General features: G+C 73.2%; 20 protein-coding genes and 1 pseudogene. 11 read left to right on the forward strand and 10 right to left on the reverse strand.

Annotation, left to right across the window (positions count from 1 at the left end):
* Nucleotides 1-54 precede the first annotated feature (54 nt).
* The 6 genes from CFP65_RS08985 to CFP65_RS09010 all read left to right on the forward strand — a co-directional run bounded on the left by CFP65_RS08985 (nucleotide 55) and on the right by CFP65_RS09010 (nucleotide 5,859).
* Entirely contained in the window at nucleotides 55-783 is a 729-nt protein-coding gene (locus CFP65_RS08985) for an LON peptidase substrate-binding domain-containing protein (RefSeq protein ID WP_104815612.1), read from the forward strand.
* 116 nt (nucleotides 784-899) lie between these two features.
* The gene (gene ybaK / locus CFP65_RS08990) at nucleotides 900-1,391 is read left to right on the forward strand and encodes a Cys-tRNA(Pro) deacylase (protein WP_104815613.1); all 492 of its coding nucleotides are present in this window, start codon (nucleotides 900-902) and stop codon (nucleotides 1,389-1,391) included.
* A 132-nt stretch (nucleotides 1,392-1,523) separates the two neighbouring features.
* Complete coding sequence (locus CFP65_RS08995) at nucleotides 1,524-3,005, forward strand: insulinase family protein (RefSeq protein WP_104815614.1); 1,482 nt, start codon at nucleotides 1,524-1,526, stop codon at nucleotides 3,003-3,005.
* A gap of 30 nt (nucleotides 3,006-3,035) precedes the next feature.
* A complete protein-coding gene (locus CFP65_RS09000; RefSeq protein WP_104815615.1) occupies nucleotides 3,036-3,620 on the forward strand; it encodes a hypothetical protein in 585 nt (194 codons plus the stop codon).
* A gap of 48 nt (nucleotides 3,621-3,668) precedes the next feature.
* Nucleotides 3,669-4,484, forward strand: coding sequence for a hypothetical protein (locus tag CFP65_RS09005; protein WP_104815616.1), 816 nt, complete (start codon nucleotides 3,669-3,671; stop codon nucleotides 4,482-4,484).
* A gap of 133 nt (nucleotides 4,485-4,617) precedes the next feature.
* Complete coding sequence (locus CFP65_RS09010; protein ID WP_104815617.1) at nucleotides 4,618-5,859, forward strand: MFS transporter; 1,242 nt, start codon at nucleotides 4,618-4,620, stop codon at nucleotides 5,857-5,859.
* A gap of 413 nt (nucleotides 5,860-6,272) precedes the next feature.
* Here the strand turns inward: CFP65_RS09010 and CFP65_RS09015 are convergent.
* A pseudogene (locus tag CFP65_RS09015) lies at nucleotides 6,273-6,463 on the reverse strand (IS110 family transposase); the annotation flags it as partial.
* 93 nt (nucleotides 6,464-6,556) lie between these two features.
* On the opposite strand from CFP65_RS09015, the gene CFP65_RS39665 reads away from it, so the two are divergent.
* Nucleotides 6,557-7,132, forward strand: coding sequence for a DUF6461 domain-containing protein (locus CFP65_RS39665; RefSeq protein ID WP_104815618.1), 576 nt, complete (start codon nucleotides 6,557-6,559; stop codon nucleotides 7,130-7,132).
* 74 nt (nucleotides 7,133-7,206) lie between these two features.
* Here CFP65_RS39665 and CFP65_RS09025 read toward each other — a convergent pair whose 3' ends face one another.
* From CFP65_RS09025 to CFP65_RS09050, 4 genes are all read right to left on the reverse strand, one after another.
* Entirely contained in the window at nucleotides 7,207-8,292 is a 1,086-nt protein-coding gene (locus CFP65_RS09025; protein WP_104815619.1) for a hypothetical protein, read from the reverse strand.
* A 129-nt stretch (nucleotides 8,293-8,421) separates the two neighbouring features.
* A protein-coding gene (locus CFP65_RS09030; protein WP_371682388.1) for an IS3 family transposase occupies nucleotides 8,422-9,614 on the reverse strand; the annotation gives its coding sequence in 2 pieces (ribosomal slippage) (nucleotides 8,422-9,386 and nucleotides 9,386-9,614; 1,194 coding nt in all).
* Between the two features lie 727 nt (nucleotides 9,615-10,341).
* A complete protein-coding gene (locus CFP65_RS09040; protein ID WP_254552297.1) occupies nucleotides 10,342-10,812 on the reverse strand; it encodes a GNAT family N-acetyltransferase in 471 nt (156 codons plus the stop codon).
* Between the two features lie 349 nt (nucleotides 10,813-11,161).
* On the reverse strand, nucleotides 11,162-12,589 hold the full coding sequence (locus CFP65_RS09050) for a cytosine permease (protein ID WP_104815621.1): 1,428 nt from the start codon (nucleotides 12,587-12,589) through the stop codon (nucleotides 11,162-11,164).
* A gap of 69 nt (nucleotides 12,590-12,658) precedes the next feature.
* Between CFP65_RS09050 and CFP65_RS09055 the strand changes: the two genes are divergently transcribed.
* Nucleotides 12,659-13,312 (forward strand): TetR family transcriptional regulator C-terminal domain-containing protein, encoded by a 654-nt coding sequence (locus CFP65_RS09055; protein WP_104815622.1) that lies wholly within the window; start codon nucleotides 12,659-12,661, stop codon nucleotides 13,310-13,312.
* A gap of 26 nt (nucleotides 13,313-13,338) precedes the next feature.
* A complete protein-coding gene (locus CFP65_RS09060) occupies nucleotides 13,339-14,955 on the forward strand; it encodes an amidohydrolase (RefSeq protein ID WP_104815623.1) in 1,617 nt (538 codons plus the stop codon).
* 6 nt (nucleotides 14,956-14,961) lie between these two features.
* On the opposite strand, the gene CFP65_RS39940 is transcribed toward CFP65_RS09060, so the two are convergent.
* The 4 genes from CFP65_RS39940 to CFP65_RS09080 all read right to left on the reverse strand — a co-directional run bounded on the left by CFP65_RS39940 (nucleotide 14,962) and on the right by CFP65_RS09080 (nucleotide 19,363).
* Nucleotides 14,962-15,780: a hypothetical protein gene (locus CFP65_RS39940; RefSeq protein WP_174805517.1), complete on the reverse strand. Its 819-nt coding sequence runs from the start codon at nucleotides 15,778-15,780 to the stop codon at nucleotides 14,962-14,964.
* A gap of 81 nt (nucleotides 15,781-15,861) precedes the next feature.
* Entirely contained in the window at nucleotides 15,862-16,662 is an 801-nt protein-coding gene (locus CFP65_RS09070; RefSeq protein WP_104815624.1) for an ABC transporter permease, read from the reverse strand.
* A 106-nt stretch (nucleotides 16,663-16,768) separates the two neighbouring features.
* Complete coding sequence (locus CFP65_RS09075; RefSeq protein WP_104815625.1) at nucleotides 16,769-17,782, reverse strand: ABC transporter ATP-binding protein; 1,014 nt, start codon at nucleotides 17,780-17,782, stop codon at nucleotides 16,769-16,771.
* Between the two features lie 165 nt (nucleotides 17,783-17,947).
* Nucleotides 17,948-19,363 carry an NYN domain-containing protein gene (locus CFP65_RS09080; protein ID WP_104820734.1) on the reverse strand — a complete coding sequence of 472 codons (1,416 nt, stop codon included), beginning with the start codon at nucleotides 19,361-19,363 and terminating at the stop codon, nucleotides 17,948-17,950.
* A 213-nt stretch (nucleotides 19,364-19,576) separates the two neighbouring features.
* Between CFP65_RS09080 and CFP65_RS09090 the strand changes: the two genes are divergently transcribed.
* Nucleotides 19,577-20,332, forward strand: a complete 756-nt coding sequence (locus CFP65_RS09090; RefSeq protein WP_158702103.1) for a hypothetical protein — start codon at nucleotides 19,577-19,579, stop codon at nucleotides 20,330-20,332.
* Nucleotides 20,333-20,339: 7 nt separating this feature from the next.
* Here the strand turns inward: CFP65_RS09090 and CFP65_RS09095 are convergent, their stop codons facing one another.
* On the reverse strand, nucleotides 20,340-20,636 hold the full coding sequence (locus CFP65_RS09095) for a hypothetical protein (RefSeq protein WP_104815628.1): 297 nt from the start codon (nucleotides 20,634-20,636) through the stop codon (nucleotides 20,340-20,342).
* A gap of 115 nt (nucleotides 20,637-20,751) precedes the next feature.
* Between CFP65_RS09095 and CFP65_RS09100 the strand changes: the two genes are divergently transcribed.
* Nucleotides 20,752-21,870 carry an ABC transporter substrate-binding protein gene (locus tag CFP65_RS09100; protein WP_104815629.1) on the forward strand — a complete coding sequence of 373 codons (1,119 nt, stop codon included), beginning with the start codon at nucleotides 20,752-20,754 and terminating at the stop codon, nucleotides 21,868-21,870.
* Nucleotides 21,871-21,914 lie beyond the last annotated feature (44 nt).

Consider the following 21,914-nt stretch of genomic DNA (forward strand, 5'->3'; position numbering starts at 1 on the left):
CCCGCACCGCCGGCGCGGCGCGCGGCGGGCCCGCGGACACCTAAGCTGTGCGCCGTGACTGAACGGCTGCCGCTCTTCCCGCTGAACACGGTGCTCTACCCGGGGCTCGTGCTGCCCCTGCACGTCTTCGAGGACCGCTACCGGCGGATGGTCGCCGATCTGCTCGCCCGGCCGGAGGGCGCACCGCAGCGGTTCGGCGTACTGGCCATCAAGGACGGCCGCGAGGTCGCACCGGTCCGCGAGCACGAGGAGCCGGCCGGCCCGCTGGACGGGCTCGGCACCGTCACCGGCGACCCGTTGGAGGCCCTGCACCACATCGGCTGCATCGCCGACGTCACCTCGGTGCAGGAACTCCCGGACAGCCAGTACAAGTTGGTGGTCACCGGCACCACCCGGTTCTGGCTCCGCTCGGTGGACACCGGCGGCCCGTACCTGATCGGCGAGGTCGAGCCGATCGAGGAGAAACAGGGCGAGGAGGCCGGCGCGCTCGCGCTGGGCGTCGAGCGGGCCTTCCGCGCGTACCAGAAGCGGCTGGCCGGGGCCCGCGAATCCAGCCTGGCCGGCGAGCAGGACCTGCCGGTCGACCCCCAGGTGCTCTCCTACCTGGTGGCCGCCGCCGCCCTGCTCCCCACCCCGGTCAAGCAGCAGCTGCTCGCCGCCACCGACACCGCCACCCGCCTCGCCGCCGAGCTCGACCTGCTCCGGCACGAGACCGCGATCCTGGGCTGGCTGCCCTCCGTCCCCGCCTACGACCTCACCCGCCAGCCGTTCAGCCCGAACTGACCCGCCGGTCGCACCCAGGCCGTGGGCTCGGCCACCGCGCCGCACCCGCACCGCCCACGCCTCGCTCGCCCCCTCCGGCCCGTCCACTCCGTCCACCTCCCCAGGAGCCCGCACCGATGGCGAAGAAGAAGTCCGGCGGCCAGGGCACCCCGGCCACCGTCGCACTGACCGCCGCGGGGGTGGAGTTCGGCGTGCACGCCTACGAGCACGACCCGGCCGCCGCCTCCTACGGCACCGAGGCCGCCGAGGCGCTGGGCATCCCGGCGGAGCGGGTGTTCAAGACCCTGCTGGCCGAGGTGGACTCCCGGCTCGCCGTGGCCGTGGTGCCGGTCTCCGGCCAGCTCGACCTCAAGGCGCTGGCCACCGCGCTCGGCGGCAAGCGGGCCGCGATGGCCGATCCGGCCGCCGCCGAGCGCTCCACCGGCTACGTGCTCGGCGGCATCTCCCCGCTCGGCCAGCGCCGCCCGCTGCCCACCGTGCTCGACACCTCGGCGCTGGCCCACCCCACCGTCTACGTCTCGGCCGGCCGCCGAGGCCTGGAGGTCTCGCTGACCCCGGCCGACCTGATCCGCCTCACCGCCGCCACCACGGCCCCGATCGGTCGCTGACCGGCTCCGGGCGGGCACCGACCCGGTCCGCATGGGCACCGAATCCGGTTCGTATCCATATCGACATCGCACCGGAATTCGGCGGGCCGGTAAATCAACTTTGCCATTCCTTGACTCTCATATGATCACCCGATGAACCACGACCTCATCGACGGCGTGCCCGTCCTGTGGGCGGATGCGCCGGGCCCGCTCGAAGCCACCCTGATCTTCGCCTGCGGCGCCCGGGACGAGACCCTGCGCACGCTCGGCGTGACCCACCTGATCGAGCACCTCGCGATGAGCACCCTGCCCCGGCTGCACCACGACCACAACGCCTCGGTCGACCTCTCGCTCACCCAGTTCACCTGCAGCGGCCGCCCCGAGCAGGTGGCGGACTTCCTGACCCGGGTCTGCACCGCGCTCGGCGACCTTCCGCTGGGCCGGGTCGACCAGGAGGCGGGCGTGCTCGCCGCCGAGGACGGCCGGGTGGCCGACCCGCAGACCGCCGAGCTGCTCTCGCACCGCTACGGCGCCCAGGGGCCCGGCCTCGCCGCCTACCGGGGGCCGGGCCCGGACCGGATCCCGCTGGAGGCCGTCCGGGAGACCGTGACCCGGTACTTCCACCGGACGAACGCCACCCTGGTGCTCACCGGCCCGCCGCCGGCCGGCCTCCGGCTGCCGCTGCCCGCCGGCACCCGACCCGACCGCACCGCCACCCAGCCGGTACTGCACCACGGCCCGTCCTGGCGCCAGGAGCAGGTGCCCGGCCCGGGCCTCGCCCTGCACGGCGACCTGGAGGACTTCGCGCTGGCCCTGGCCACCAAGGTGCTCGCCGAGCGGCTGCGGGAGACCGTCCGGCACCAGCACGGCCTCTCCTACGAGGTGGACGGCGGCGTCGTCTTCACCGGCCCCGGCCAGGGCGAGCGCACCATCTGCCTCGACGCCCGGGAGGGCCAGGAGCAGAAGGTGGCCGAACTCCTCTGGGCCGAGACCCTCCGGCTGGCCCGCGAGGGCATGACCGAGCAGGAGCTGGCCGAGGAGGTGGCCGCCGCCCGCGAGGCCTGGGAGGACCCGCGCTCGATCCCCTACGAGCTCGGCGAGGCCGCCGCCGACGCGCTGCTCGGCGAGAGCTACCTCGACGCCCCGACCCGGCTGGCCGCGATGGCCGCCGTCACCCCCGAACAGGCCCGCCAGGCCCTGGCCGCCGCGCTCGGCACCGCCCTGGTGGTCGTCCCCTGCGAGGTCGAACTCGACCTCCGACAGCTCGACGGCACCCCGCTCCCCCAGCAGCACTGCCCCGGCGGTGTGACCGAACTCCCCTCCGGCGGCCAGGTGTTCCGCCCGCCGCTGACCGAGCGGCTGCGATACTCCGCCGCCCGGAAGACCAAGCTGGTGGTCACCGACACCGGCCTGCACTTCCAGGAGCCGGACGGCACCGTCCACCACGTGGCCTACTCCGAGGTAGCCGCCGTGGAGATGAACGGCCCCGGCCGGGTGGTCTTCGGCCGCAACACCTGCCTCGTCCCCGCCATCGCCGACCTGTTCGCCGACCTCGGCCCGGCCGTCCGCGCCATCGACGCCGCCGTACCGGCCGAACTCCGCTACCCTGCCTCGGCGTTCCGCCCGGTCGACTGACCCCCACTCCCCTCCCCAGAGAGCTCTCCCGTGCCCACCTACGCCGCGATCACCGCCGTCCCCGCCGACCGCGTCCTCACCGCCCTCGGCCAGTCCAAGCTCGGCGGCTACCTCTACCCCGGCACGGCCGCCGCACCCGGCTGCGCCGTCCTCTTCGACCCGCCCAAGGCCCGGTTCGGCCGGATCTCCCACGGCCGCCGGCTCGACCCCGCCTGGCGCCTGGCCGTCGAACTCAAGGCCCCCGTCTGGCTGATCGAGTCCGGCGAGGCCGGCGCCTGCGCCACCGCCTGCTACCCCACCGGCGGCTACGACCAGTTCGAATGGGCCGACGACTGGACCCCGCCGAGCGACCCGGCCGAGTTCGCCGCCCACCTGGCCGCCTGGCGCAAGCACTGCCTCAAGACCGCCGAGAAGATGCTCCTCGCCGACCCCGACGAGTTCGCCGCCCTCCGCAACGACCCCACCCCCGACGGCACCCGCACCAGCGCCGAGGACCTGCTCCGCCACCTCTGCACCATCGTCGGCGCCCCCACCACCGCCGTCGGCCAATCCCTCCTCACCCAAGCCGGCCCGGCCGGCCGCGAGTTCACCCGCTTCGAGGCCAAGGGCCGCTGACCCCGGGGGCGGTCGCTGCTCCGCCCGCCGCTCTGGAATGCTGGAGGCATGGTGGAACCGGACCCGGCGGGGCGGCGCGGCACGGCGGAGGAGAGACGGAAGCGGGTGACGGCCTCCCTGGTCTCGCTCGCCGCCGTGGGCCTGGTCGTGGCCCACATGGTCAGACCCGACCTGAAGGTCGACGCCGCCACGCTGGTCCTGGCCGCCATCGCGGTGCTCCCGTGGCTCGGCAGCCTCTTCGAGAGCATCGAGCTGCCCGGCGGCGCCAAGCTCCAGTACCGGCAACTGCAGGAGCGCGTAGCGGAAGCCGAACAGCGGGCCACCGAGGCCCAGTTGGCCGTCGGTGCCGCCAACCGCCAGGCCCGCGCCGCGCTGGTGGTCACCAGTGGCGACGACACCCCGCCGGAGGACGTCTCACGCGAAGTCCAGCGGCTCACCGAGGAGTTCGCCCGCCTGCGTCGAACGGCTCCGTCCAGCGCCGACCGGACCTACCGCCAGGAGCTGATCGCTGCGGAGTTGGTCCGGCTCACGCCACTGCTCTCGCCGTTCGATGTCCTGGAGTCCCTGCACTCCACGGACAGCGGCACCAGGCTGGCGGCGTACGCCCGGCTGTACGCCTGCCCGGAGGGCGAGTTCCTCCTCCCACTGGCGGCGGCGGCCGCCGCCGAACCGCTGGCCTTCTCGCAGTACTGGGGGTTCCGAGCGGTCGACGCGGTGATCGACGTGGTCGGGCCGAGCAGTGTGCCGCTGGCAGTGGTACGGATCCTGCGCGCCGCGATGGCCGAGCTCCCCAACCGGGCGAGCGACCGGAGCGCGCAGCTGCGCTCGACGCTCGCCCGGCTGGAGGAGGCGGCGAGCGTCTGACCGCCCGGCCCGACCCCGGAAAGTCCCGGGTGGAGTAGGTCGCACCGCACCTGTGCCGCTCCGCCGTGTCGTAAGTTCCGCCTCGTCGAACGGAATCGGCGCGATCGCCGCGCGCAGTCCACGAGGGGGAGCCATGTCGAGCGCCGGGGCCTCGCCCAGGACCGAGAGCCGCCGGCCGGGGCCCGGCTCGCCGACGGGCAGCGGGAGACTCGTGGGCGGCGGGGCGCTCGGCGGGGCGCTCGGCGTGCCGACCATGGTGCTGGTCACCCTGGTCACCGTGCTGAGCAAGGGGCCGCTCTTCCTGCCCGGGGCGGTCAGCGACCTGCTGCAGCGGGATCTGGGCCTCGGGCCGGGCGGCATCGGGCTGATCATCGCGCTGTACTGGACCGGGTCGACGTACGGGGCGTACCTGAGCCGGCGCGGGGCGGGCGGCGGGGTGGTCGAGCGGCGGATCGGGGTGGCACTGCTGGCCACCGCGACGGTGCTGGTGGTCACCGCGGTCTGGCCGCTGGTCGGGCTCTGGGCGGGGGCGGTGGTCGGCGGGCTGGTGTACGGGTACACCCAGCCGCACACCAACTTCCTACTGGTGCGCCGCTGCGCGCCCCGGGTCCAGGGGGTGGCCTTCGGCATCAAGCAGGCGTCCATCCCGCTGGCGGTGCTGTTCTACTCGCTCGCGGTGCCCGCGATCGCCGTCCCGGCGGGCTGGCGTCCGCTGTTCCTGGTGGCCGGCCTGCTCTGCGCCGCCCAGGGCGGCCACCTGCTCACCTTCACCGCCGCCCGCGGCACCCGCTCGAGGGCCCGGCAGGCCGCCGAACGGCTCACCTTGGACCGGCAGTTGTTCGCACTGGCGGCGGCCGGTGCCTGCGGGGCGGCGGTCGGCAACAGCCTCGGCGGCTTCCTCTTCTCCTCGCTCACCCACGACGGCAACAGCACCCTGACGGCCAGCCTGCTGGTCTCCGGCGGCTCGGTGCTCGCGGCCGTGGTCCGGATCGTGGTCGGCCGCCGCGTCGACCGCTCGCCCACCCGGCCGCTGCGGCTGCTGATGCTGCTCTTCCTGCTCGGCGCGGCGGGCACCGCCCTGCTCACCGTCCCGCTGCTCCCGGCCCAACTCCTCGGCACCCTCCTCGCGTTCGGCGGCGGCTGGGGCTGGGCCGGCCTGCTCCACCACACCGCCTCCGCCGCCTACCCGGGCCACGAGGCCGCCGCCACCGCCTACACCCAGATGGGCGTCTCCATCGGCGGCGCCCTCGGCCCCCTCGGCTTCGGCCTCCTGATCACCGCCACCGGCCACACCCTCGCCTGGTGGAGCATGACCGCCCTCGCCCTGGCCGCTTGCCTCTGCCTCACCCGAGCCGGCCACTCACGGCTCGACTAATTCGCTTGCCCGGACACCGCCGGTCCGTGCCAGACTCCGCCCTGATGGTTCACCTTCTCTTCCCCTCCTCCCTGACCTGGGACGAAGTCGACCCCGCCCGGCACCCCTTCGACCCGGAGACTGCCGCCGAAGTGGTCCGCTCGCTCGGCCCCGCGCAACGGGTGCCGGTCTGCCCCGTCCCGCGCGACTACGGCCCGGCCTGGCGGGAGTGGCAGGCCGACACGGGCCGGCCCTGGGTCGAGGCGATGTCCCAGCTGCTCGTCGAGCGCTACGGCCGCTGGGCGAGCGGCTGGCGATGGTCCGTCGGCGAAGGCGACTTCGACGGCGGCCCGGTGGGTGGGCTTTACCCCGTGGTGTGGACACTTCTGAGAAGCGGATCTTCGGGTCCGTGGAGAGGAATCTCAATGACCGTGTCAAGCCGTCTGCGTGACCGGCGGGCGGAGGTGAAGAGCCTTTTGTCACGCAGCATCGCCCACAGAACGTCGACTCGGCGGCGGGCGAGCGCGAGCAGGGCCTGGGTGTGCAGCAGCCCTTCGCCGCGCTTCTTCAGGTAGTAGTCCCGGGACGGACCCGGCCGCATCATGGCGGTCTGGGCGGCCAGGAACAGCGTCTCGTCGTCGGCAAAGCCCGCACCTTCCCCGCCCGCGCTTGTGACGTCCTACGATCAACCCATGGTCCACCACGTCATTGGAGAGTTATGACCAACTTGGTAGATGGGCTCGACTGGCTTCCCAACCACTTTCAGCAAGGGTTCTCGGTAACGTTCGCCCGAGGGGTGCAGCCACGGGATCTCCTGGTACGCATGGGATGCCCAGAGGAGAGCCTGGCCGAGATGACCCGCGAGGAGGCCGAGGAGGTCGACATGGACGAGGACGTCCGCGTCATCCGTGCGGGATTCCTGAACGACTGGGGATATGCCGTGCAGAGCTGGGACGCTCACATCCTGGGAGAAGAGGGCGAGTTGATGGCCCGAGTGTCCGAGGGCACGGAGGTGGTCGTCCTGGTGAGCACGGCTACCGTCCCCTGGTTCGCGTACTGTGCCGACGGCCGCCTGGTGTGCAGTTTTGATCCTGGCACTCCACTCGGCCGCTACGGGGACGAACCCGACCGCTTCCTGGCGGCGATGGAACGGTCCGGAGTCCTCGTCGACAGCCCGGACGAGGAGCATCAACCAGTCGCAGCCATGCTGCGGATGGCCGAAGCGGAATTCGGACTGGCTCTGCCTGTCGAGGATATCGTGCGCGGCGAGTTGTTGGCCGGCCAGGTCGTCTGACCGAGGTGGCGCTACCGAGAACGAGGTGGCGAAGAGGGCGTGTCGCGCTCCTCCTCGCCACCTCGGAGCCGGCGCTACGGGAGGCTGCAGAGTGTCTGGTTGCAGTTCGCGAAGCCGGGGGTGTCTACGAAGTAGGCGTCATTGTCATGCAGTCGCATGGCCGTTGTGAAGCGGCCGAGTTGCCCGCCGGCGCCGGTGTTCTGGCTGAGCGGGATCGCTCCACGTCCGCAGACCTCATTCCAGGTGGGAAGCGGGTAGTTGGTGTCGTACTTGAGCTGCCAGCCGCTGCTGTCCTTGACGGCGTAGAACTGGGCGCACTGGTTGCCCGTGACTGACTGCCCACCGCTTTGCCGGGACTTGGCAAACGGGTATTCGTCGCACGAGGGGCTGTCGCTGGTCCCATTGGGCGGTCCCACCCAGGAAGAGGGGCACATCTTGCTGCGGTTTGCCGCAGCGATCACATCGTCGGCCTGCCGGGTGAGCGGAGAATTGTTCGCCTTGCTTCCCGGGTGAGTCTGCAGCTTCTGCATGAGGAGCCAGTAGAGCGCGGCTGCGGACGGGTACTTCTGGGAGTTGATCTCAAGGGTGGGGTAGTACTTGGGGAAGACACAGCCGGGCTTGGTCTCGGGGATCGCCTCGTTGCCCATGATGACATCGCAGCGCACCGTGAGGTCGGAGTCCGACCAGTCGATCTCCGGGGTGTTGGGGGAGGAAGGCGAGGAGAACTTGAACTTCCAGGCGAGGTCGATGAGTCCCACGCCCGTTGTGCCGGTCCACCATTGGCCTACGCCGAACGACACGGCGTGCTGGTCGCCGGGAGTCCAGGTGGGCACGCCCGCCAACTGCGGTGTCCCGCCGGAGCACGGGCCGGAGCAGCTGGGAGTCCACTCCATGGTCACGCTCTTCAGTGCGGCATCCATCTTCTGCGGTACAACCGTCATCGTCTGGTCGATGGCGTTCTCGTTCTTGTAGAGCTGGATCTTCTGGTAGACGTTCCAGCTGGCGGTGCCGATCGGGGCGCCGTGGTCGTCAAGCAGCACCACCCCGACCGGGGCTTGCAGAATGCAGCCCACATACCGGCTGTAGACAGTGCCGGCAGCGGCACACGAGACCGCATCGCTGGCGATCGCGGCAGTGGAGGTGCTGGGTGCGGCAGCCATGGAGGCCGGGGCATCCTTCGCGAACAGGCGGCTTCCTCGGGGTAGGTGCTGTCGAAGCGGACAAGTTCGTTTCCGCAGGAGTAGTCGCAGTTGGTCCGGGCTTTGCCCTATTTCGTAGACACTTGCCCGTTATGCGACCAAGTCCAGGTTAGTAACAGGCCTGGCGTGCTGCCGTTCGTAGTCGACGGGGCTTCGGTAGCCGAGGGCGGAGTGCCGTCGGCGATGGTTGTACCAGGCCATCCAGGCGAAGACCGCCATGCGTGCCTGGGGCCGGGTCAACCATCGGGAACCATAGAGCAGTTCGCGCTTGAGCGTGGCGAAGAACGACTCCGCCATCGCATTGTCGTAACTCGAGCCGACCCGGCCCATCGAGCACCGTATCCCGTACGCCCGACAGACCTCGGCGAAGGCCGCCGACGTATATTGCGCCCCGCGATCGGAGTGAAACAGCACACCGCGCACATCGCCGCCCCGGGCGGCGACCGCTGACCGGACGGCGTCGACGACCAGGCCGGCACGCATGTGCTCCGCGAGCGACCAGCCCACGACCCGCCGCGAGTGCATGTCGATCACCGTCGCCAGGTACATCCACGACCCACCGACCGGCAGGTACGTGATGTCGCCGCACCAGCGCACGTCCGGTGCCGGGGCGGCGAACACCCGCCCGACCAGGTCCGGCGCCGGGGGCACGGTCCGGTCAGCGATCGTCGTGCGGACCGTGCGCCGCAGGCGCCGCCCGGCCAGGCCGCGCTCGCGCATCAGCCGGGCAACCCGCTTGTGGTTCACCGCGCCGTGCCGCTCGCGCAGCTCGCGGGTAATTCTGGGGACGCCGTAGGCGCCGTTCGACTCGCCGTGGATCTCCTCGATCCGCCCGGCCAGCACCTCGTCGGCCGCCTTGCGGGCCACACGGACAGGGGTGGCGCGTATCCACCGGTAGAAACCGGACGCCGAGACGCTCAGCACCCGGCACAGCCGCTGTACTCCGTACAGGTCACGATGGTCGGAGATGAACCGCCAGCGGCCGGTCATCGGCCCATCTCCTTGGCAAAATACTGAGCCGCCTTCCGCAGGATCTCCTTCTCCAGCTCCAACTCACGGACCTGCCTGCGCAGCCGGCGCAGTTCCTCGCGCTCGGCGGGGGTCAACGGGCCCTCACCGCCCGCACCAGAAGGCGCTTGTGCGCGTGAGCGTGCAACCCACTGGCGCAGCGACTCCGGGTTGACACCCAGCTCCCGCGCCACCGCCGAGACCCGGCGCCCGCTGGACTCCACCAAAGCAACCGCGTCCCGCTTGAACTCCCCCGAGTACCTCGCAGTACCCATGAGGACATCCTCTCCACGGACCCGAAGATCCGCTTCTCAGAAGCGTCCACAACCTGGGGTAAAGCCCAGTTCCAGAAGGCCCTGGTGTCGCACTCTTGCGTGCGAGTGCGGCTGGAGTCCAACTCGGTTGCCCGATCGTGTGATTGCCTCGCGCACGTGTATGTACGGAAATGCGGCCGTCCCGAGAAGCGGCGCCGGGATACCTCGGATATGACGAACGAGGAGCGGGCGGTTGTTCGTGTGCCGTTGCTGGTGCCGGGGTGGCTGGGAGGCCGGGGCGGGGTTGGTGAGGCGGCAGGACATGTTCGCAGTGGAGGCCCTGTAGACGCGTGAGGCGGAGGTGTCGGGCCGGTGGGAGCGCTCGCGGGCGAGGCGCCGGGCAGCATCAAGGTGCCGTTTCCCTGCTCCACCACCCACCGTTTCGGCTGCAGGACGAAGCCCTTGTCCTGGTCGACGGAGTTGCGGCGGACGACTTCGACGTCGATGTCTAGCGATGCGCCGTGGACGACAACCCGGGTCCTCGTTCGCCGATCGCGCCGCTCGGTCCTGCTTCCAGGCCGTGATCATCGGCCACTGCTCGTCCGATATGTCGTTCGGATAAGCCGTCTGTGCCTGCGCCGCAGAACATCACCCAGGCCCCGGCCGGCACGCCCGTCCGGGCCGAGGTTCGCACGAGTATGGGATCACGGACGGAGAGAAGACAGACTGGACATCCACTGAGGCCCGGTCAGCGCATCGGCCGGAGCATCGAGTCATACCGGGGTGCGTCTGCGTAGGGCTGCATGGTACCCATCCAGTGGTAGCCCCAACGTTCGTACTGGGCCCGGACTTGGGGGTGTTCTTCCTCGACCAGGAGGTGGGAGCGTTCCTCGATGCGGTGGGAGAGGGGCTCTTCGTGGAGAGTGTGGGCGATTCCCGTCCCCCGCCACGGGGCGCGTACCATGACTTCGCACAGGGCGAAGGTCCGGGTGCCGGTCTCCGCCAGGTCCTCGGCCGGTACCGCGGTGAGGAGACCGCCCCACTGATAGGCGGCTGTTCGGGCGAAGCCGTACGCGTAGCCCACCGGCTGGCCATCGACCTCGCCGAATGCGCAGCCCCAGCGAGGGGCGGCGGCGTGCCGGTGCAGCCGGTCGGTGAACCGCTCGACGGAGAAGAACGGGTCGGTGGCAGCCTCTGCCGCGTAGATCTCGGCGTACACGTCGAGCAGTTGCTGCTCAATGCGGGGGAAGTCGGTGGCGTGTAGTAGGCGACGGTGAGCGTGGCGGCGTCCACGGACGGGTCGGCTCCTGACCTTGACAAGTCAGATTCCACATAAAATGTGGGAAGTCGTGAGGTAGGTACCGCCACTGGATCCCAGCGCGGCCCACGTACAAGATCGCGTCCATCATGCTCGGCGCGGAGGACCATCTGATCCAACCCTCGGCGCGGGACCGGACCGGCGAGGCCCTGTGAGGGAACGGGGGGAGCTGACGCTGCTGGTGTACCCGGGCGTCGGCCACCGGTCCTGCACACCGATCCGGTGGCCGCGGCCGACGCCTGGGCCAGGATCACCGCGTTCCTGGGCGCCGCGGGCCGAGGGCAAGGTAGAGGGCAGCGGCGGTCAGCGTGCCGACCGGGAGGGAGAGGTCGGTGCCGCCGAGGGCGGCGGCGATCGGGCCGGTGAAGTCGGGGGTGGCGAGGCAAAGGGTGGCGGCCACCGTGCCGACGGCGAGGGCGGTGATGCCGGGCCAGTGGACGCCGGCCCGGTACCAGTAGGGGCTGGTGGCGGATTCGTCGCAGAGGGCCGGGCCGTCGTAGCGGTTGCGGCGGCGCAGGATGTCGGCGGCGTAGACGGCCATGCTCGGGCCGAGCAGCGCGACCATCAGCTGGAGCATGTTGTCCACGGTGTCGAGGAAGTTGGAGACCAGCAGCGCGTACAGGGTGAGCGCGATGCCCAGCGTGCCGTCCAGCGCCACGCTCAGCGAGCGCCGCACCCGCAGCCCGAAGGCCTGCAGCGCGAGACCCGAACTGTAGGCCGTCATCGCGTTGTTGGCGATCGCGCCGAGCACGACGGCGAGCAGGAAGAGCGGCCGGAACCAGGAGGGCAGCACGGCCACCAACGCCGCCTGCGGGTCGGTCATGTCGAGCGCGGTGCCGGCCACCGCGCCGAGCGCGGTGAACAGCACGCTGGGCAGGAAGGCCCCGACGGCCGTCCAACTTGCCACCGCCCAGCGGGAGGTGGCGGTGGGCAGGTAGCGGGAGAAGTCGGCGCTGTTGTTGTACGAGAGCGGGGCGGAGGCGATCAGCGCCGTCCCGCCGGCCAGCGCGGCCCACAACGCGGCGCCGTGCAGCGGCTGTTCGGGCCGGTACGACCAGTCGGCCCGTGCCACCACATACCCGCCGAGCACGGTGAAGACGGCCGTGAGCACCAGGGTGAACGGCAGGTAGAGGCGCAGGATGGTGGCGTGGCCGTAGACCGAGATGGCCAGGGTGGCCACCGCGACCGCCACGATGATCACCACCTTGAGCGGGGTGCCGGGGGTGATCCCGGCCTCGGCGGCGAGGGCGAAGGCGGCGAGCGAGCCAGCCGCCCAGTTGAGCGCCAGGTAGCAGACCGACACGAACCAGCCGGTGAGCACCACCGTGGCCCGGTTGCCCCGGATGCCGAAGACCGCGCGGGTGATCACCTCGCTCGGGGTGCCCGCCGCCGGCCCGCTCACGGCCAGCAGGCCGACCAGGGCCCAGCAGAGGTTGCCCGCCACGATCACGGCCAGTGACTGCCAGAGGCTCAGCCCCATCAGGATCAGTGCGCCGCCGACCACCAGATTGAGGTAGCTGACGTTGGGCGCGGCCCAGACGCCGAACAGCTCCCGGGCCCGGCCGTGCCGCTCGCCTTCGGGGATGTGGTCGATGCCGTGGGTCTCGATCCCGCCCTGGCCGACGGCGAGCGCGGCGGGCGCGGTGCCCTGCTGGGAGTCTGGGGTGGTGGCAGCCATGGAGTCCTCCGGACGGACAAGCGGTGGGGTCGCTTGTCTATTGGTCGCACATCCAATAGCGTGCGGGGCATGTCGTCAAGCCTCTCATCAGCACCCGAGCCACCGAAGCGGGTCCGCAAGACGCCGGAAGCCCGCCGCGCGGAGATCGTGGCGGCGGCCGCCGCGATCGCGCTGACCGAGGGCCTGGAGTGCATCACCGTGCGCCGGATCGCCGACGAACTGGCCGTGCGGCCGGGGTTGATCAGCCACTACTTCCCGGCCGTCGAGGACCTGGTCGCCGAGGCCTTCGGCGTGGCCGCCACCGCCGAACTCGACGAGCTGATCCCGGCCGGGGAGGCACCAGGCAGTGCGCTGGAGCGGCTGGCCCGGTTCCTCTCGCTCACCCAGGGTGAGCGGTACGACAGCACCGGCCGGCTCTGGCTCAACGCGCGCTACCTCAGCCGGCAGCGCCCGGTGCTGCGCGAGCGGGTCGGCCACCAGGAGGGCCGCTGGCGCGAGCGGCTGACCGGGCTGATCGAGGAGGGCGTGGCCGCCGGGCTCTTCCGCACCGAGGACCCGCTGGTCACCGCCGTCCAGATCCTGGTGGTGCTCGACGGCCTCGGCGTCCACGTCAACACCGACCGCAGCGGCCACCCTCCCGCCGTCGCCGATCTGGCCGCCGTCACCGCCGAACGCGAACTCGGCCTGCCGAAGGGCGCCCTCCGGGCGCACACCCCCCACTGACCCGTTCTCCCCGAGGGAGCCCCGCGTTGCCCACCGATCTTCTCCTGCTCTCCGCCCGGCTGCTCGACCCGGCCACCGGCCGGCTCCTGCCGCAGACCGCGCTGGCCGCCGCCGACGGCCGGATCACCCACCTCGGCGGGCCCGAGCTGCGCTCCCTGGCCGGCCCGGCCACCACGGTGATCGACCTCAAGGGGGCCGTGGTCACCCCCGGCTTCGTGGACGGGCACCTGCACCCGGTCTCCGGCGCCGAACGGACCGCCGGCACCGACCTGAGCGGCTGCACCGACCTGGCCGCCGTCCGGGCGGTGCTCGCCGAGGCCGTCCGGGCGCTGAAGCCGGGCGAGTGGCTGCGCGGCTGGGGCCTGGACCCGAACGCGTTCGGCAGCGGCCCGGTCGAGGCGCGGGCGCTCGGGGCGGTGCTGGACGGCGTACCGGCGCTGATCGACCTGTTCGACGCGCACTCCGCGCTGGCCAGCCCCCGCGCGCTGGAGCTCGCGGGCGTGACCGGGCCGCGCAGCTTCGACCAGGCCGCCGAGATCGTCTGCGACGCCGACGGGCGGCCCACCGGGCTGCTCCTGGAGGACGCCGCCTGCGAGGCGGTCGAGGCGCACGCACCCCGGCCCACCGAGGCCCAGGCGCAGGCCCGGGCCGCCGAGGTGCTGCGCGGCATGGCCGCGGCCGGCCTGACCGGCGGCCACGCCATGGACGCGCACGGCGACTCGCTGGAGCGCTACGCCAAGCTGGAGGCGGCCGGCGAGCTGCCGCTCCGCGTCCGGATCGCCCCGCAGTGCCAGCCGGGCGCGGACGAGGCGGCGGTGGCCGCGCTGATCGCCGCCCAGGGCACCGGCGGGCGGTACTGGCGGGTGGCCGGCGTGAAGCTGTTCATGGACGGCACCATCGACAACGGCACCGCCTGGCTGGAGCACCCCGACTGCCACGGCGAGTCCACCCACGCGTTCTGGCCCGACCCGGCCGCCTACGGCCGGGTGATCGCCGAGCTGCACCGGGCGGGCATCCCCACCGCCACCCACGCGATCGGCGATGCCGCCGTCCGCCACGCGCTCGACTCGATCGAGCGGGCCCAGGCGGGCACCACGTCCGTCCGGCACCGGATCGAGCACATCGAGACCGTGCCCGACGACACCCTGCGCCGCTTCGCCCGGCTCGGTGTGCTCGCCTCGATGCAGCCGACGCACTGCTGCGAGTTCACCCGGGCGGACCACACCGACAACTGGTCCCGCCGCCTCGGCGAGGAGCGGGCCGCCCGCGCCTGGCGCTGCCGCGACCTGTGGGAGGCCGGCGCCCGGGTGGTGCTCGGCTCCGACTGGCCGATCGCGCCGTACGCCCCGCTCGGCGTGATGGCCGGGGCCCGCCACCGGCGGCCCAGCCGTGACCTCACCGAGCCGCCGCACGGCCCGGGCCAGGCCCTCACCCCGCTCCAGGCTCTCCAGGGCTACACCCTCAACCCGGCCTGGGCGGCCGGGGAGGAGCAGCTGGCCGGCCGGCTCGCGGTGGGCTACCGGGCCGACCTCACCGTGCTCGCCGAGAACCCGCTCGACGTACCGGACACCGAGCTCGCCGAGGTGCCGGTGCTGCTCACCGTGCTCGACGGCCGCCCGACGCACCGGGCGGCCGCGCTCTGACCGGCCCTACTGCTGCTGCACGGGCCGCTCCGGCCCGGGCTTGTCCAGCGACACCGAGTCGGTCGAGGCCGCATCGGTCGGCATCCGGTCGGTCGCAGCCGCGTCGGCCGGAGCCGGGTCGGTCGAGGGCGCCTCGGCCGGAGCCACCGGGTGGTGGTCCGTCGGGGTGAGGACGGGGCCCGCCCAGTACGGGGGCGGGTCCTCCTCGCGCTTGCCGAAGGCGGCGGAGAGGCCGAGCAGCACCACCATGGCGCTCATCGGCCAGACCAGCAGGGCGCCCGTGGCGCCGAGTTCGAGACCGGCCCCGAACTGCACGCCGACACCCGCGTGCCGGGCCTGGGCGATCACGTCGGCCTTCGAACTGCCCGGGCCGAGCCACATGCCGAACCACCAGGCGATCAGCGAACCGAGCAGGCCGCCGGCGGCCAGACCGAGGGCCACCGCGATGCCGCCGCCCCGGCGGCGGCTGAGCAGGAAGACGACCAGGGCGGTGAGCAGCCCGGCACCCAGCCCGATCAGGGTGAAGACACCGTCGGCGCCGACCCGCTGCTCGCCCTCGGGGTCGGCGTACTGGATCGCGGTGGTGGTGGCGATCAGCGGCACCCGGGGCGCCAGCCAGTACCAGAGCCCGCCCGCCGCCAGGCCGAGCACCGCGCCGGCGGCCGCCAGCGCCCCGCCGATCGCCAGCTCGGGCAGGACCCGGCGCGCCCGCTCCTCCGGCTCGGCGGCGAGCAGGTCCGCGCCGACGACGGTGGGGAAGGGGTCGGAGTGGGCGTCGGGACCGGCAGGGCTGTCAGGACCCGCAGGTGTGTTCGGTACGGTCACCCGACCATCGTTTCATGACTCCGTCACGGAAGAGGGCCCGGTCCCGGCTACCGGGCCCGGCCGGGCCGCGCCCGCGCCGGCCTACGGGCGGACGGTGGCCCGCCGGTAGGCCCAGGTGGCGAGGGTGAGCGAGACCAGCCCGACCGCGGCGCAGACCGCCAGGTCGCCGCCGACCGCCGCCCAGTCGGGCGCGGCGGTGAAGGTACGGGCGAAGGCCTCGACCCCGTAGGTGGAGGGGAGCAGGTCGCGCAGCCAGCGGATCACCGAGGGCAGGTGGCCGACCGGCAGCACGCCGAGCAGCAGCGCGGCGGACATCCCCAGCTGGCCGAGCAGGGTGGCCAGCTCCTGCCGGGGCGCGAGCAGCCCGAGCGCGGCGCCGAGGCCGGCCAGTGCGGCACCGGCCAGCGGGACGACGGCCAGCAGCACCCAGAGGTGGGCCAGCGGCAGCCCGAACAGCACCGCGCCGACGCCCGCCGTGACGAACACCCCGGGCACCGTGAACGAGGCGTACGCGGCGGCGGTGCCGAGCACCACCGAGGCCGGCGGCACCGGCAGCGTCGCGTAGTGGTCGAGCCCGCCGGTGGCGCGCAGCTTGCCGAAGTACTGGGCCAGCAGGTTGAGCGCCACGAAGGCGACCACCAGCACGCTGGAGCCCGCGACCACCGCGTGGGCGGCCGGGTTGTCGCCGGGGTCGACCACGCCGCGCATCATCACCAGGATGCCGAGCGACTGGAAGGTGGCCACGAAGAGCAGCGGGATCCGGCTCACCTTGGCCCGGGCCAGCTGGGCCCGGTAGACGGCGGCCAGCGCCGGCAGCAGCCGGGCGGCGGGGGCGAGCGGCGCGGCCGTCGCGGTGACCGGCGGGGCGTCGAGCAGGGTCATGCGGTGCGCCCTTCCGGCCGTACGGAGCGGCGTACACAGCGGATCGACCTGTGTACGGAGTTGTCGGCCGCGCGGTGGCCGGCCGGGTACCCGGCGCGGACGGGGGTCACTTGACCAGCCCCTCGTGCCGGCCGCCGAGCTTGAGGTACGCGTCCTCCAGGCTCGGGGTGGCCAGGGTGAAGTCGTCCAGGGCGGCGAAGGCCGGGCCGGTGGTGACGGCGGCGACCAGTTCGCGGGCCTGCTCGGGGGTGGTGCGCACGGTCCAGCGGCGGCCGGTCCGTTCGGCCCGTTCGGCCAGCCGGGCGACGGCGGGCACCTCGAGCGGGGCCTCGGTCCGCCAGACCAGGTCGAGCCGGACGTCCCCGTCCACCAGGGCCTTGAGCCCGCCGGGCGTGTCGCAGGCGATCACCCGGCCGTCGTCGATCACGGCCACCCGGTCGAGCACCGTCTCGGCCTCGATCACGTTGTGGGTGACCAGCAGCACGGTGGCGCCCTGCTCGGCCCGGCGGCGGTCCACGGCGGCCCAGACGGCGCGGCGGGCGATCGGGTCCATCCCGGTGGTGGGCTCGTCCAGCACCAGCAGCGGACGCTCACCCACCAGCGTGGCCGCGAAGCAGGCCAGTCGGCGCTGGCCGCCGGAGAGCTTGGCGAGCGGCCGGCCGGCCAGCTCCTCGAGCCCCAGCTCGGTGAGGACGGCGGCCGTCTCGGCGCGGGCGGCGGCCCGGCTCAGGCCGCGCAGGCGGCCGGTGGTCTCGGCGGCCAGCGCCACGGTGAGCTCGTCGAGCGCGGTCGACTCCTGCCCGAGGTACCCGAGCAGCCGGGCGGCCCGGTCCGGGTGGCGGACGATGTCGTGGCCGAGGATCTCGATGCTGCCCCGGTCGGGCTTGAGCAGCCCGGTGAGCTGCCGGACGAGGGTGGACTTGCCCGCGCCGTTCGGGCCGAGCAGCCCGAAGACCTCACCGCGCCGGACGTCCAGGTCGATGCCGTCGTTGGCACGGATCTCGGGCGCCGCGCCACGGCTGCGGTAGGTCTTGGCAAGGTCTCGTACGGTGCAGCAGGCAGGGCCGCCGAGGTCCCCTTGCGGCCGGGCCTGGGGTACCCGCCGGTCGGTGTCGCTCACGGTCGAAGACTCTACGCGCTGGCCGATCCGAATCGGACCAGGGGTACAGGGCTTCCGTGCCGCGCAACCCACTCCCAGGCCCTGTCTGTATCAGATTGAGGGGGTCAGGCTTCCCTGCCGGAACGGCGGTGCTGTCCCTGCGGCGAATCGCCCGTGGTCCCGGGCTCAGCCCTCCTCGGGGGGCGGCTGGGCACCGGGCACCCGACTGGCCAGTTCCTTCCAGAAACCCGCCCGGATCGCGTAGCGGTCGTGCTCGTCGATCTGGTCGTCCTTGTGCGCGAGCAGGCCGAAGCGGGCGGCGTAGCGCAGCAGCTCGCCGTCCAGGCGGTGCGGGATGCGGGGGTAGTCGGCCCAGAGCTGGGCGAGGCGGTGCGGGGCGGCCAGCCGGTCGGTCCAGCGGCGGGCGAAGACCTGCCCGACCTCGTGGGCGTCGCCGCCGATGGTGGTGATGTCCTCCTCGCGGTCGGCCCAGCGCTGCTCGGAGCTGGTGAGCTGGGCCAGGCTGGGCAGCTGCTCACCGGCCGGGTGGCCGGCCGGGCGCTCGATCTGCCCCCGGTCGGAGGACCAGCGCAGCACCAGCGAGACCGGCGCCGGGGCGGCGGCGGGTGCGTGGCCGGGCGTGCTGCGGATGGCCAGGTCCTTGGGCGTGGGCACCACCCGCAGCGCCGGCTGCGGACCCACCGCCACGGCCGGCTCGCCGCCGGCCCCGGCCTCGGCCGTCCCCGCCGCTCCCCCACCCACCACGACGGCGGCAGCAGCCGCGCCCGCCGCACCGCCCGGCTCCGCGAAGGCGGGCTTCGGCTCGTACTCCCCGGCCGCCGCGCCGTACTCGGGGGGCGGTACGTAGTCCGGTGGCGGCACGTAGGCCGGCTGCGGCGGCGCGTACTCGGGCGGCCGGCCGTACTCCTGGCGGGCTCCGTACTCCTGGCGCGGTCCGTACTCCGCCGCCGGTCCGTAGTACGGCGGCGCGGCGGTGGCGAACAGGTCGGCCAGGCCGGCCCGGGGGCCGGGCGGCGGGCACTGGGCGGGCACCTCGCGCAGCCGGACGGCGCGTTCGATCCACTCGCGGTCGAGCACCCGGCGTTCGTCGGCCTCGCCGACCAGGTCCTCGGACTGGTTGAAGTCGCCGTCGGCGGCCTGGAGCGCCCAGAGGTGGACCACCACCCCGTGCTCCTTGGCGGACATCATGCCGGGCAGCAGGTCGCCGTCCCCGGTGATCAGCACCACGTCGGCGCAGGCCCGGTTGCGGGCCAGCTCGGAGAGCTCGGCGTGCATCGCGGCGTCCACGCCCTTCTGCACCCGGCGGCCCTCCGCCCGGGTGAGCGCGCCGAGCCGGACGGTGACCCGGGGCAGCACCCGCAGACGGCGGTGCTCGGGCAGCGGGCGGCGGTCGGGGGCGGCGTCGAACCAGTAGATCCGCAGCAGCGGCAGGCCGGTCTCGGCCTCGGCGCGCTCGCGCAGCCCGGCGATCAGCGCGGTGTGGTCCACCGTGATCCGCGAGCGGTGCGCCTCCCCCGCGAGCAGGCTGGCCGAGGCCCCGAGCAGGTATCCGGCATCCACCAGGACGACGCAGCGGTCCACGGGCGTTCCCTTCCTCCGGCCGGCCCCGTCGCCGGGGGTCCACCGCGCGCCCGCGTACGCGTGCGCCGCGGCGGGCTCCGGCCGCTCGGCCATTGGGCCTTCCTCTACCCCGCGCGCCCGGTGGTGAACCCGAGCGCGGGCGCGCGGCTGGTACGGTGCGAGGCCAGGGGCTGTCGGACAGCACCCCGGGCGGAGCCGGACGGTCGAGGGAACATGCGGAAGAGAGCAATCGCGCTGGGCCTCGCCCTCGTGGCGGCGGCGGGCGCGGTGCTGCTGGCGCCGACGGTGGCCACCGAGGCCTCCCGGGGCAACACCGTGATCGACTCCGTCACCGTCAACGACGGCCGTTCGCTCATGCTCGGCCCGGTGGAGAAGCTCAGCTTCCCGGTGGTGGTGACCGCCAGCGACGACTCCGGCATCAAGGGGATCGACCCGGTCGGCGTCTGGGGCCCCTCGTACGGCGTGCTCAAGGTGAGTCCGATGCGGTGCGAGGCGAGGTCCGCGCGGACCTCGGTCTGCCGGGGCACCGTGACGGTGGACCCGATGAAGAAGGACCTCTACAACGACGAGGTCGGCACCTGGTTCGTCGACCTCAAGGTCCGGGCCAACGACGGCGACCGGTACGTGGGCCAGACGGCGGGCGGCTTCTCCATCAAGCGCGCCGCCCGGATGACCGGCACCAGACTGCCGTCGAACCCCACGATCGGCCAGGAACTCTCCGTGGAGGGCTGGCTCGCCCGCGCCTTCTACACCGACAACCGCTACCACGGCTACCCGGACGGCACCGCCTACCTCCAGTTCCGCCCGCGCGGCAGCCACCTCTGGACCACCGTCGCCACCGCCACCTCCGACGTCTCCGGCATCGTCCGCGCCAAGACCACCGTCACCGGCCCCGGCGACTACCAGTGGTACTCCCCCGGCGACAAGTGGACGGGCGACGCGGTATCGCCCGAACTCCCCGTCAGCTGACGGCTGTTCAGCCTGCCGCCCCTCGGCCACGCAACCGGTCGAGCAGCCGCGGCGCCTCCCGGTCCGTCTTCGCCCGCCACCAGTAGTCGACCGGCGCCTCTGGCCGCACGTCCTCGTACACGGCGGCCAGCCCGAGCAACTCCACCGGAGTGTCCGCCAGGAGGGTGTACCCGTCCTTCTCGGCGTACCACTCGTCCGGCTCCCCCTCCTCCTCGGCCGGCACCACCCGCAGCGCGTACCCACGGCGCTCCAGCAGTTGGAGGCAGGTCTCCCAGACGTTGACGTGACTCGACAGGCGCGGCATGCGGCGAGCCTAGCGGGTGGACGCGCTCTCCACCCCGGCCGGGCGGGTGCGAGGATCGGCGGGGGAGATCGCTCGCCGACCGGGGCGGGCCGGACTGGTACGGGGGTTGCAGCAGATGACCGCACGCGCAGTAGGGACAACCGACGATTCCCCCGTCCGGATCGGGGCACTGGCTCCGCTGAGCCGGCCGGGGTGGGCCGAGGCCGGGCGGCACCTGGTGGCCGGGCTGGAGTTGGCGGTGCGAGAGGTGAACGCGGCCGGCGGGATCGGCGGGCGCCCGCTCGAACTGCTGATCCGGGACACGGCCGCGGATCCGGCCCGGGCCACCGCCGCCGTGGACGAGCTGGCCGGGCTGGGGGTGGCCGCGCTGGCCGGGGAGTACCACAGCGTGGTCGCCCGCGCCGTCGCCGCCCGGGCGGACGAGCTCGGGCTGCCGTACCTCTGCTCCTCCGCCGTGCTCGACGCCCTCACCGACCGGCCGACCGACCTGGTCGCCCGGCTCTGCCCGGCGCAGTCGCACAGTTGGCGGGTCTACGCGGACTTCCTGCGCGAGGCGGGCCACACCCGGATCGCCGTGGCCAGCCAACCGAGCGTCTACTGGGCCGCCGGCACCCGTCTGCTCCGCGAGTACCTCGCCCCGCACGGCGGCACCCTGGTCGAACTCGACCTGGCCACCCTCGACCCCGCCGCCGTCCCCGGGGAACTCGTCCGGCACGGTGCCACCGCCCTGCTCCTGCTGACCGGCATCCCGGAGCCGGCCGGCTCGATCGTCCGCGCGGTACGCCAGGATCCGCGCCTGGCCGGGCTGTTGATCGGCGCCCCGGCCGGCCAACCGGAGTTCGCCGAGTGGGCCGAACTGCTCGGCGCGGACGGCGCGGCCGTCCCCTTCCTGCGCTACCTGCCCGAGCACCTCGGCCCACTCGGCACCCGGGTGGCGGCCGAGCTGCGCGAACTCCTTGGCGAGGCACCCTCCTTCGTCGCCCTCGAGGGCTACGACACGGTCGCCGTGCTCGCCGCCCTGCTGCGCACCCGGGGCACCCGGGGCACCCGGGGCACCGACCGAGCCCAACTCGCGTCCGGCTGGCCCCTGGTGGCCGTCGAAGGCACCCGGGGTGAGATTCGCTTCTCCCGCCGCCCGGGCGTCAGCGTCTGGCAGTGGGCCTGGCCCCCGGTCCAGGTCACCGACCGCGACCCGGCCGACCCGGCCCGCTTCCGCGCCCTGCACCAGGGGTGAGCCTGCGGGGCCCGGCGGCGCGGCGCAGTGGTCGAGACCATTCG

The organism is Kitasatospora sp. MMS16-BH015, from assembly GCF_002943525.1.
GTDB lineage: Bacteria > Actinomycetota > Actinomycetes > Streptomycetales > Streptomycetaceae > Kitasatospora.

What these genes read in the sequence shown, in the direction of transcription:
- ybaK (WP_104815613.1), top strand. Translation starts at nt 900, where the DNA reads ATGGCGAAGAAGAAGTCCGGCGGCCAGGGCACCCCGGCCACCGTCGCA.
- CFP65_RS08995 (WP_104815614.1), top strand. Translation starts at nt 1,524, where the DNA reads ATGAACCACGACCTCATCGACGGCGTGCCCGTCCTGTGGGCGGATGCG.
- CFP65_RS09005 (WP_104815616.1), top strand. Translation starts at nt 3,669, where the DNA reads ATGGTGGAACCGGACCCGGCGGGGCGGCGCGGCACGGCGGAGGAGAGA.
- CFP65_RS09010 (WP_104815617.1), top strand. Translation starts at nt 4,618, where the DNA reads ATGTCGAGCGCCGGGGCCTCGCCCAGGACCGAGAGCCGCCGGCCGGGG.
- CFP65_RS39665 (WP_104815618.1), top strand. Translation starts at nt 6,557, where the DNA reads ATGACCAACTTGGTAGATGGGCTCGACTGGCTTCCCAACCACTTTCAG.
- CFP65_RS09025 (WP_104815619.1), bottom strand. Translation starts at nt 8,292, where the DNA reads ATGGCTGCCGCACCCAGCACCTCCACTGCCGCGATCGCCAGCGATGCG.
- CFP65_RS09050 (WP_104815621.1), bottom strand. Translation starts at nt 12,589, where the DNA reads ATGGCTGCCACCACCCCAGACTCCCAGCAGGGCACCGCGCCCGCCGCG.
- CFP65_RS09055 (WP_104815622.1), top strand. Translation starts at nt 12,659, where the DNA reads ATGTCGTCAAGCCTCTCATCAGCACCCGAGCCACCGAAGCGGGTCCGC.
- CFP65_RS09070 (WP_104815624.1), bottom strand. Translation starts at nt 16,662, where the DNA reads ATGACCCTGCTCGACGCCCCGCCGGTCACCGCGACGGCCGCGCCGCTC.
- CFP65_RS09090 (WP_158702103.1), top strand. Translation starts at nt 19,577, where the DNA reads ATGCGGAAGAGAGCAATCGCGCTGGGCCTCGCCCTCGTGGCGGCGGCG.
- CFP65_RS09095 (WP_104815628.1), bottom strand. Translation starts at nt 20,636, where the DNA reads ATGCCGCGCCTGTCGAGTCACGTCAACGTCTGGGAGACCTGCCTCCAA.
- CFP65_RS09100 (WP_104815629.1), top strand. Translation starts at nt 20,752, where the DNA reads ATGACCGCACGCGCAGTAGGGACAACCGACGATTCCCCCGTCCGGATC.